The 10,368-nt window shown below is 50.0% G+C and carries 7 protein-coding genes; 1 reads left to right on the top strand and 6 read right to left on the bottom strand.

All coding sequences use genetic code 11. The features are described 5' to 3' along the window. Nucleotides 1-203 precede the first annotated feature (203 nt). On the top strand, nucleotides 204-527 hold the full coding sequence (locus BMZ54_RS19010; RefSeq protein WP_089915448.1) for a hypothetical protein: 324 nt from the start codon (nucleotides 204-206) through the stop codon (nucleotides 525-527). Between the two features lie 372 nt (nucleotides 528-899). Here the strand turns inward: BMZ54_RS19010 and BMZ54_RS19015 are convergent, their stop codons facing one another. The 6 genes from BMZ54_RS19015 to BMZ54_RS19045 form a co-directional block, all read right to left on the bottom strand. Beyond that, entirely contained in the window at nucleotides 900-1,487 is a 588-nt protein-coding gene (locus BMZ54_RS19015) for an RNA polymerase sigma factor (RefSeq protein ID WP_089915451.1), read from the bottom strand. A 114-nt stretch (nucleotides 1,488-1,601) separates the two neighbouring features. Continuing rightward, nucleotides 1,602-2,174, bottom strand: coding sequence for a collagen-like protein (locus BMZ54_RS32785; RefSeq protein WP_143081068.1), 573 nt, complete (start codon nucleotides 2,172-2,174; stop codon nucleotides 1,602-1,604). 50 nt (nucleotides 2,175-2,224) lie between these two features. Further along, entirely contained in the window at nucleotides 2,225-3,268 is a 1,044-nt protein-coding gene (locus tag BMZ54_RS19030; RefSeq protein WP_238386621.1) for a PorP/SprF family type IX secretion system membrane protein, read from the bottom strand. A gap of 75 nt (nucleotides 3,269-3,343) precedes the next feature. Then, nucleotides 3,344-5,119, bottom strand: a complete 1,776-nt coding sequence (locus BMZ54_RS33525) for an OmpA family protein (protein ID WP_089915460.1) — start codon at nucleotides 5,117-5,119, stop codon at nucleotides 3,344-3,346. A gap of 22 nt (nucleotides 5,120-5,141) precedes the next feature. After that, a complete protein-coding gene (locus tag BMZ54_RS19040; RefSeq protein WP_089915463.1) occupies nucleotides 5,142-6,149 on the bottom strand; it encodes a PorP/SprF family type IX secretion system membrane protein in 1,008 nt (335 codons plus the stop codon). A gap of 104 nt (nucleotides 6,150-6,253) precedes the next feature. Continuing rightward, the gene (locus BMZ54_RS19045) at nucleotides 6,254-10,360 is read right to left on the bottom strand and encodes a PKD domain-containing protein (protein WP_089915466.1); all 4,107 of its coding nucleotides are present in this window, start codon (nucleotides 10,358-10,360) and stop codon (nucleotides 6,254-6,256) included. Nucleotides 10,361-10,368: the final 8 nt, after the last annotated feature.

Raw genomic sequence — 10,368 nt, forward strand, 5'->3', positions numbered from 1 at the left:
GTGTCATTTCAGTTATTAAGGTATAGGTACGCTTGTGAAATGCCGCAAATATAGCCCATAATATCAATATATTATACCCTTATAACGAATTTACAACGAAAGTTTTATGCGGCTTTTTAAAAAACTTAACATTGCCGGGGTTATATAATTGTTAACTTTATGTTACCACACATTACTCATAATTTATAAACAAACAATTTTCAATGTCTGAAACTAAGAAGGGACCAGCATCCAGTAAGGATACCCGTAAAACAATTGAACAGCAGTTTGAAACACTGCTTACCAATTGGAAGGAACAATTGGGAGAGAAGAAATTTAAGAACCGGGTGAAGAAAGCAGCTAAAGCCTTCAGCAAAGGATTACCGCTGGTTAAAAAAGAAGCACCTGTTAATAAGAAAACTGCAAAAAAAGCCGCAGGTGGCAAAAAAGCCATTGCTGGTAAAAAGGTAAAGAAAGCCATTGCAGACAAGAAGGTAAAAGTGGTTGCTGATAAAAAAGAAGCGCCTAAACCGGCTCCTGAAAAATAGCCGCGCAACGCCTGTTATTACCGCTTACATTTGTTTAAACCGGTAATAACAGGCGAAACCTTTTAGATAAAAGATCTTCCGCAGCAGCTAATAAGAATGCAGATCAAATATATTGTTGTTAAAACCCAAACATTTCACCTTCCGCTTATTTAGAAATCTTTTCCACGCTAAGAAACAATTAACCGCACCGTGCTTTCACACGCGCAATGCTGCACAGCAAAGCTATGCCTGCAGGCCGGTTTTAACGAGCCTGTCAATTTATAAGATACTATAAGCGGTATAGCGGGCAGTTGCCTTTCCTGTTCAGGAAGGCGTAGCGTGGTTAGCGCCGTGCAGGTCTGATTCTGGTTGTATGGTTGGTGTTGCTATGCGTTAGGCGATGGCATTCTCCCTGGCGTGTTCCATGATCTTACGCAGGTTCATAATGGCATAACGTACACGGCCCAACGCGGTGTTAATGCCTACATTCACCACCTCTGCTATTTCTTTATAACTCAGGTCGGCATAATAGCGCAGTATCAATGCTTCCCTTTGTGTGGCGGGCAGCATATCCAGCATGCCATGCAGCTCCTGCTGCCGCTCCCGGATAATAAGGCGCTGCTCTTCGCTGGGCTCTATGCCTGCAAAATTTTCGGAGAGCTCTTCCCTGTAGCCCAGCACTACCGGCAGCGACACGTGTACTTTCCGGAAGTGGTTAATGCTGCAGTTATGCGCTATGCGCGCCGCCCAGGCTACAAAACGGTGATTATCCGTATAATGCCCGGCCTTTAAAGCATTCACGATCTTTATAAAAGTCTCCTGGAAAATATCTTCTGCCAGGGTACGGTCTTTTACCAGCAATACAATGGTGGTAAAGATCCTGTCTTTATGCCGGTACACCAGGCGCGTAAAAGCGCTGTTGTCGCCGGATAAATAACGCTGTATTAATTCTTCGTCGGTAAAGTCACAATATCTGTTCATAAACACTGTAATAGAGGTTCCCAAAAAAGGTTAAGATTAATAACAGGCTGCCCTGAAAAGGGCAGCCCTTTTCCTATAATCTAATCTGTGATGGAGTTATTAGTAGATCAGTCTTTAGTCTTTTAAATGCAACCAGGCTTTTACCTGCTTGTAGTTATTCCAGTCAATACCGGCTGCGGCCTTGCGGGCGCTGGTACCGCCGGGGATCACGATGTAACGTGCCTGCTGGTACTTAACGCCGTTATCATCTACCACGGTTGACAGGTTGCCGTTAGCCAGCAGCCCTATGAGGCCTTCCACAAAACGTACGTTAATGATGTTCTCACCATCAAAGTAAGGCAGCGGTGCTACCAGCGGCTCTGCAGCAGAGTTCAGGTTCATGTACACTTTTATTTCACCTCCTGCTAATACTTCGGGTGTGATCTGCGGTGCATCCAGGCTGGCTATCCAGGTGCCGGTTGATGTATCCTGCTCAAAAGTCACATCCAGCCAGCCGGAATAAATTACGTTGGCGGTACCGGTATCTCCTTTAGGGCCGGTATCCCCTTTAGGACCAGCAGGGCCATTTGGACCGGCCGGACCGGCGGGTCCGGGATCACCATCCTTAGAGCAGGATATTGCTGTAAACATTACAGACATTACAAGTACACAGGGAATAAACCATGATGCTTGGAAAAAACGTTTCATAAAAACTCTTGTTTGTATTGGTTGAAAAATGAATAAACTGTTTATTGTTATTACCATACGTTACGCGGGCACAGATCGCCATAGCGGTTACCGATCAGGATCCCTACCAGGATCTCATGCGAGCCACGGCTTACGGTGTTTAAGGAAGATCCGGTGTAATCATAGGAGTACCCGATGTTGAAGGTAGAGCTGATATTCACGCCCAGCATAGCTGCCACACCATCTTTGTAGCGGTAAGATGCGCCTGCCCATATGCGGTCGCGGTACTGCACCTTGGCATTTACATCAAAGCTTACCGGCGCCGCTGTTATGTATTTCAGCATTACGGAAGGCATCAGCGTAACATCTTCCGATAACCACAAGCGGTAACCGGTGGTGAGGAACAGGTGCGGGATCAGCTTACCACGGTACACGGAATCGCCTACTACCTTGCCTTCATCAAAACCCAGGTTCATGGGAATAATGTTCTGGGCCGATAAACCAATGAAGTAATCTGCGGAGTAGAGCCATAAACCGGCGGCTACTTCGGGCTTCCAGGTGTTCAGCAGCGAGCTGCCGGCTATTACAGGATCATTGGGGTTCTGCAGCTCCAGCTTGCTGGCATCCAGCGTAATGGACTGCATGCCCAGTGAGATACCTGCGCTTAAGCTGGTGCGGGGCGCCAGGCCTATATGATGTGCATAGGTGCCGCTGAAAGAAACGCGGTTTAAGGGGCCGGTCCTGTCATTCAGCAGGGTGAAACCCACACCGGGGTGTGAAGGCGGCGCTTCATAGTCGGCCCAGTAGGCCCTGCCGCGCGGGTTAGTACCTTCTATTTCAAAACCCGTTGGCGATGCCTGCGGATAATCACTTTTACGCAACGGGCCATGCACGGTTAAATATGTAGTTACCGGCGAACCGTTGAGCCCTGCCCACTGGTGGCGGTGGCTGGCCTTTACATCCCAGTAGTTCTCTATACCTGCCACGGCCGGGTTAATAATAAACGGGTTCATGATGTACTGCGTGTAATGCGGTTGTTGTTGCGCACTCACGGAATGCACCCCCATACAGATCATTAAAGCAACCGCCATGCATCTTTTAATAGATATCTGCATAACATTTGTTTTAAGGTTACCGGACGCTCCGTGCCGGAACGCCCGGTACCGATTTTCATTTATGGCCGAAAAAGATCACTTCAGCACTTTAAACTCTGTTCTTCTGTTCTTCTGCCTTCCTTCAGGATTATCTTTTCCATCCGGCGTGGTATTAGGCGCAATGGGCTGTGTAGCGCCATAGCCCTTATATTCCAGCCTTTCCTTATCCACTCCTTTGCTGATCAGGTATTCCACTACGTTCCGGGCCCTTGCTTCAGAGAGGCGGGCGTTCAACGCATCAGATCCCTTACTGTCGGTATGCGCGCTGATCTCAATGCGCAGATCCGGGTGCTGCTGCAGCATATTCACCAGCACATCCAGCGCAGGATATGATTCTGTTTTCAGCGTTGCTACGTTGAAATCATAATACACGTTCTGCAGTATGGTGGGTGTTTCAACTGCCGGTGGTGTTACTTCTTTTACTACCGGCGGCAGGGCCTTGATAGTATCCGGCGGTACGGGAATATTTTTGCTGAGGGCAAATAATTCCAGGCAGCATTCTGCTGCGCGGTCAGAGCCTATCCACACATTTTCCAGGATATTTTTTTCTGTGCCTTTGCTGGCAAAGTAGATATCGTCTTTTACGGAATTCACCGGGTAGCCGAAGTTCACAGGCGTTTCCCAGTTATCCAGGCTGCCTTTGCTGTAAAAGAAATCGTAACCGCCCATGCCTACGCCACCATCGGTAGAAAATACCAGTACGCCGCTGGGTGCGTGATAGTAAGGTGCCTGCTCATTATCAGCGCTGTTGATGGTGCTGCCCAGGTTGCGGCTGTTCAGGGGTTTACCATCTACATCCAGGTCGGCACACCAGATATCATAACCACCGTAACCACCTTTGCGGTCGCTGGCATATAAGAGGTGCTTGCCATCCGGCATTACAAAAGGCTGCTGTGCATTGTAACCGGCTGCATTCACCTGCTCATCCAGGATCAGCGGCTCACTCCAGGCATTGCCGTATTTTTTACTGCGGTATATGTTGGCGATCTTTTTACCATCTTCTATTTTCCAGCGGGTCAGGAATAAGGTGTTACCATCCGGTGCAATGCTGATCACACCCTGGTGTATATCCCGCGGCTGCGGCAGCTCCAGGCGGGTAATATTGGAGGCGCTACCTTCCGCTACAGCGGCCTGGTATACCCGGTTCAGGTGCACATGGTTCTTATCTGTAGCGCTATCCGGGCGGGTGGAGGTGAACAGTAAAGTACCGTCGTTCAGCCATACGGGCGCATAGCTGGCGCCAGTGGCATTAAGGCCGGTGGCGCCTTTGTGCACGGAGTACTGTGAAAGATCGCTGCGGTGCAGCTGCTCCTGTATGAACTGCAGGTTCTTTACTTCCCGCTCTGCTGCTGCGGTATATTCATCTTTTGTTTCGTGGATGCTCAGGAAATAGGTGAAGGCTTTTTGTGCGGCTTCATATTTTTCCAGCGCGCGCAATGCAGTGGCGTAGTGATAGGCTGCCAGCGGGAACTGCGTTTTATCAAATTCCAGCGCTTCTTCATAATACGGCGCTGCCTTTACATAGTAATGCAGCTGGCGGTAGCTTTCTGCCAGGTAATAGATGGCCTGCTGCTCGCTGCTTACCGGGGTTACCTGTTTTTTGCTGAGCGTACCGGTTGTATAAGGGTTATATGATGCGGGACGGATAATGCTTTTGCGGGAGGCCAGGTATTTTTCATAATACTGTGCGGCAGAATTGTAGTCGGCCTTTTTATAGTAAAAATCACCGGCCTTCAGGTAGTCGTAGGTGAACTGCGCCTGTGCTGCCATGCCCATTAACACTACCGCTGCAACTAAGAATATTCTTTTCATGAGTTTTCTTTGAATCGTGTTATTATAATCTTGGACAAACAAATTCTACTTCCTGCGCCTTGTATTTCTTACGGCCAATGAAGGTTAAGGATACTTCAAAGCTGTTGGCGCCTTTTACCATTTTGCCCAGGTCAGAATTATTGATGTCGTAGCTGGCGCCCAGTGTCATGGTCTTATAAATGAAACCGGCGTATACGGAGATGGCATCTTTAACACGGTAGTTAGCGCCCAGGAGAAAATCAGTGTTCATGGCAGCATTCATTTGCCCGTAAGCGCCAAACATTTTTTCAGAAGCGGTGCCCTGGCGCATGTACATGGCGTTAGGCGTTAAGGTAAAACCCTGTCCCAACTGCAGTCTTACACCGGCATGGCCAATGTAACGCATGGGGATGCGGGCATCGCCCTTATCGCTGAACTGGTCTTTGGGGCGGGTAAGGTGCGATACGGAGAAGCCGCCGAAAATGTTGTAGTTCTTTCCCGGTTCTGCATCGTAATACAATACGCCGGCACCGGCATCAAACGACATGGCGGAGGTTTTGTTAAACACGTCTGCGGAGCTGGTGCCCGGGTTGTAACCGGTGATGGGATTCCACTGGTCACCGAAGGTGAGCTTGGAGGGATCAAACTTGCGCTGTATAAAGCCCAGCTGCATGCCAAAGGCCAGCTGGTGTGTTTGCATAGCGCCAAACTTTACACCGGTGTAGGCTACGTTAGCATAGGCGGTGGTGTAGTTGTAGCCGCCATCACCGGCTGACTGGTTCAGGATACTGGCGCCAAAGTTGAAATTCTTGTCGGTGGTAATGTCCGCTGCTGCACCAAAGGTGGAGAAGGGACTGCTGATATTACCCCACTGCGTGCGGTAAATGGCCGACAGGCGGTAATCACCGTCAAACGCGCCGGTTAAGGCGGGGTTTAACCAGGAGGGGTACACGTAGTATTGGGAAAAGTGCGGATCTATCTGCGCCCGTGTGCTTAAGGCGGAGAGTGTTGCTACGATCAGCAAACCCAGGGTTCTGGTAAAGCGTTTCATGCGTACAATTTTTATTTTTTGGTTGACCACATGGCACCTCACTGTGTCCATGTGCGCGTTGGTTAATGTCCTCAGATACGGTTGCATGTGAATTGTTTTTATTGTTATCTCAAAATGGTTACGTTGCCGGTGAGCGGCGGGAAACCGCTTTGCAGCTTAATTACATAGTAATAAGTGGCCAGCGGTAATGCTTTACCATTCCAGGTGCCGTCCCATGCTACGTTGTAGCCGTTGGAGGTATACACGCGCTGCCCGTAACGGTTATACACATCTACTGTGGCGCCGGGATAATCGGCCAGGTTGGTAATGACCCATTGATCGTTAATACCATCGCCGTTGGGGGAAAATGCGTTGGGTACCTTTACGGGTTTCAGCACTTTTACGGTTAAGGCATCCACGGCGGAGCAGTTGCCCTGCCCTGTTGCGGTGAGGGTATACGTTTCATCACGCATGGCCTGCAGGTAGGGGCGCAGGATGGTAGGGTCCGGGAAATCGCCGGAAGGCGTCCAGCGGAAGGTAAGCACAGAGGAATCATTGGCCGTTGCATTGAACTGCAGCATAGTGCCTTCCGGTACTACGAAGGAGGGGCCTGCATCTATTACAGGCTGCAGGTATACCAGCACTTTGTTGGTGAAAACATTGCTTACACAGCCAATAGCATTCGTAACCGTGAGCCTTACATCATAGTTGCCCGGTGCATCATACCGTTTAACCGGGTTACGGGAGGTAGCGCCGCTACCGTCTCCAAATTCCCAATCCCATTTAGTAATGCTGCTGTTAGGCGCGGTACTTTTATCGGTGAACACATTGTCTGTACCCTGGCACAAAGTATCCGGCTCTACCAGGAAGCTGGCAACAGGTTTGTTATAGAAAGCGCTCAGCACCTTAGCAGTATCACTGGTACAGCCGTACGCGGATTTAGTAATCAGCTGCACGGTGTAGGAGCCTGCGCTGGCATATACATGCTTAGGATCTTTTACCGTAGAGCTAGTAGCATCGCCAAAGGCCCACTGGTAGGTTAATGTAGAATTATCTGCTACGGTGGTAAGGTTGGTGAATGCGGCCTCACCTTCCGGCATACAGATAGCGGCTGGCAATTTAAAGTCAGCTACCGGTAACGGATGAACGGCAATAGCATGTATAGCGGTATCGCTTACACAGCTGTTATCGCTCACGGCTACCAGCTTCACGTTATAGGTGTTACTGCCGGCATAGGTGCGGGTAAATGCATTGCCATTGGTATATGTGGCGCTGCTGCCATCTCCAAAGCTCCATTTCCAGCTGGTGATGTTACCGGAAGGAATGGTGGAATTATCTGTAATGGTAGCTACCTGGCCCTGGCAAAGGCTGGCGGTGGCGGCAAAGGCAGCTACTGGTTTGGGATATACGGTAATGGTTTTTGAAACAGAATCCTTACAGCCGGCATTGGTGGTGAACACATACCAGATGGTGTGCGTGCCGGGGCCCGCAGCTGCGGGATTAAAGTTGCCCACGGCATTGGTGCCGGGTCCGCGATAAATACCGGTACCGGTTACACCGTTGGTTACGCTGCCTTTTGCAACTGATACCGGCGTTTTCACATTCTCGCACACAGCAGTAAGCGCGGAGAAGGCCAGGGCCGGCTTCAGGTTAAAGGTGGCGGAGACGGTAGTATCCTTCGTACAACCGTTGGCGGTAGTAGCGCTGTATTTGATCTTATACACACCGTAGCGGGTATAAGTATGTGTTGGGTTGGCTACGTCGGAAGTATTGGGATTGGCCGGTGTGGCGGTGCTGTCCCCGAAGTTCCAGGCGTAGGTGCCGATGGTTTGCCCGTCCGGTGTGATGGTGGTGCTGTTAAACTGCACAATACCATCAACCGGTAAACAGTTCAGCGGGTAGGTAAAGCCCAGCTGCGGCTTGGCATATACGGTTACGGTCTTTGTGGCTGTGTCGCTGATACAACGGTCGCTTACTTTTACCACGTGTTTAATGGTATAGGTATTATACCCTTTGTAGTTAGCTGTTTGCGCAGCATTGGTGGTAACGGAGCGCGTGGTATCGTTCCCAAAATCCCAGTACCAGGTTTTAATGGGGGCCGGGCCGCCAAAGGTGGAGGCGTCTGTAACCTGTATGCTACCACCTTCACACACGGCATTGGTAGCGGTGTTGAAGCTGGCTACGGGTTTAGGACGGATCACAATGGCAATGGTAGTATCGCCCACGCAACCTTCTTTTGAGATAGCGGTCAGCTTTACATTTTGCGTGCCGGGTGCAAATACCCGCTGCACCATTTGCCCGCTATCCTGCACAGGCCCGGGGTACTGCCATTTCCAGCGGTCTATTTTGTATGCATTGAGGCTGCTGGTATCTCCTTTAAGATATACAGTATCCAGCGTACAACCGGTATGGGTATACGTAAAATTAGGCCGTGGTTTTCCTTTCACGATCACCCTAAACTTCACCTCTTCCGTGTTGTTACAATTCTCTATGCTGGGGTGCGTGGAAAGGATGGGCACTTCAAATGTATCTATGGTATTAAAGGTGTACTGCTGCGGCAGCGTATACTTATAATACGGTACCCCATCTACCAGCACCGTGCCTTTGCTTACCGGCGCATTGTCCGTTACATCTGCATTAGGGGTTACTACCCCGCCCAGCTGGCTTAGCTTCCACACCATTTTGGTGGGCTGGTAGGCGATGAGCACAGACAGCTCTACCGGTGTATTGTTACAGGTAAAGTCATTGGTGGCGGAAGATGAGTCCAGCGAGTTGTGGATGGCACCTAATACGTTCAGGTTGTTGATGAGCGTACCGGCGTTGTAACCATAGCTTTCCACACTGCCCAAGCCATAGGTAACGGCCGTGAAAGCGGAATCACTTTTCACAATACACTGCGCCTGTGCGGCGGTCCAGCGTTTTACCACTACCGTATACCCGGGACGGTTAGCATGCGGATAGGTGAAGGAAGCGGCATTGAGCGCGCCGTCTATACTAAGGGAGGGCACGCCGTTGGTAGGAATAATGAGGGTGAGGTAGTTTACATTAATACTCTCCTCTGTGTTACGGTAAAAGCCTATCTGGTTAATGGCCTGTGCCAGGGGGCTCAGGTACATCATTTCCGGATCGCCCAGGCCACTGGTATTGGGGCAGCCGCCTGTGGACGACATGAACTGCGCTACCAGTATGGGTTTATCGGCTTCTATTACATCGGCTGTATTACTTTCAAACTCGTAAGATGAGCTGGCAGGGATAAAACCGCCTAATACGATCCCATTCTTCTTTACTACCGTGGCTGGATCTTTTACCAGCACTTTATAAATGTTGGTATGAAAGCTATTGGCTTTATCGCTGGTGGAGGTGGGCGCTGTTAAGTATAGCTTACCCCATGCCTGCGAGGGGAAGATCTGCTGTATGTTGTTATCGCCACCACCGGGGGAACCGCCGACACAGTTAATATAGGTGCGGCTGCTGCCGGAGAATACGGCTATGGGAAAGCAGTTGCCGGCGGCATTGCCAATGGATTTCACCTTGGTGCCGGTGAGCACATTACCGGCACCGCCGCCTAAAGAGGCGCCTATAAGCTGGTATACCTGTCCTTTGTTTAACACCTGTGTAAAAGGCACACCTGGTACACGGCCGTTACGGCTGGGTACAGAGGGCGTGATCTCTATCATAGTATTATCATCCTTTGCTATTACATACAGCCAGGAAAAACAGTTATCTGAATATTCCTGCTGGCTGTTGAGGGATGCATAGGAGTAACCCCATGTTTCTGTTGGCATCAGCATGGTGGCGCCGGATGAGGCGCTGCCATAAATGTGGGCATAGGATACAATGGGTACATTACTTACAATATGAATGCCTTTGTTGGTGAACACCCCTTCCCCACCGGTACCGCCAAAGGATGGCGGCGGTGAATACAGGCGGGCATCATAGAAACCTGCTTTGGGTATTGGCTCTGTAGCTATTACCGTATTGGCAGGGATGTTATAGGTTCTTGTCCAGGCCGTGCCGAAAATATTTACGGTTACGGTGGCGGGTTGTTCCGCACTCAGGTATAGCACCATTTCCTGGCTGTTGTCCATACCGGGTTCCATGAACTGGTGATGGCCGTAAGCCACCCAGAACTCTTTCCCTTTGTTGGAAAGGTTCTGGGTGTGGGCTGCTGTGTTTATGAACAGCAGCCCGGCCAGGCAAATGAGCGTTTGATAGGTTATGTTCTTCAGCATGGTCGTCA

This window comes from Chitinophaga rupis (assembly GCF_900109685.1).
GTDB classification, from domain to species: Bacteria; Bacteroidota; Bacteroidia; order Chitinophagales; family Chitinophagaceae; genus Chitinophaga; species Chitinophaga rupis.

Excerpts from the sequence above, each read along its gene's own strand:
- BMZ54_RS19045 (WP_089915466.1), bottom strand. The coding sequence starts at position 10,360 with ATGCTGAAGAACATAACCTATCAAACGCTCATTTGCCTGGCCGGGCTG.
- BMZ54_RS19030 (WP_238386621.1), bottom strand. The coding sequence starts at position 3,268 with ATGCAGATATCTATTAAAAGATGCATGGCGGTTGCTTTAATGATCTGT.
- BMZ54_RS33525 (WP_089915460.1), bottom strand. The coding sequence starts at position 5,119 with ATGAAAAGAATATTCTTAGTTGCAGCGGTAGTGTTAATGGGCATGGCA.
- BMZ54_RS19015 (WP_089915451.1), bottom strand. The coding sequence starts at position 1,487 with ATGAACAGATATTGTGACTTTACCGACGAAGAATTAATACAGCGTTAT.
- BMZ54_RS19040 (WP_089915463.1), bottom strand. The coding sequence starts at position 6,149 with ATGAAACGCTTTACCAGAACCCTGGGTTTGCTGATCGTAGCAACACTC.
- BMZ54_RS19010 (WP_089915448.1), top strand. The coding sequence starts at position 204 with ATGTCTGAAACTAAGAAGGGACCAGCATCCAGTAAGGATACCCGTAAA.
- BMZ54_RS32785 (WP_143081068.1), bottom strand. The coding sequence starts at position 2,174 with ATGAAACGTTTTTTCCAAGCATCATGGTTTATTCCCTGTGTACTTGTA.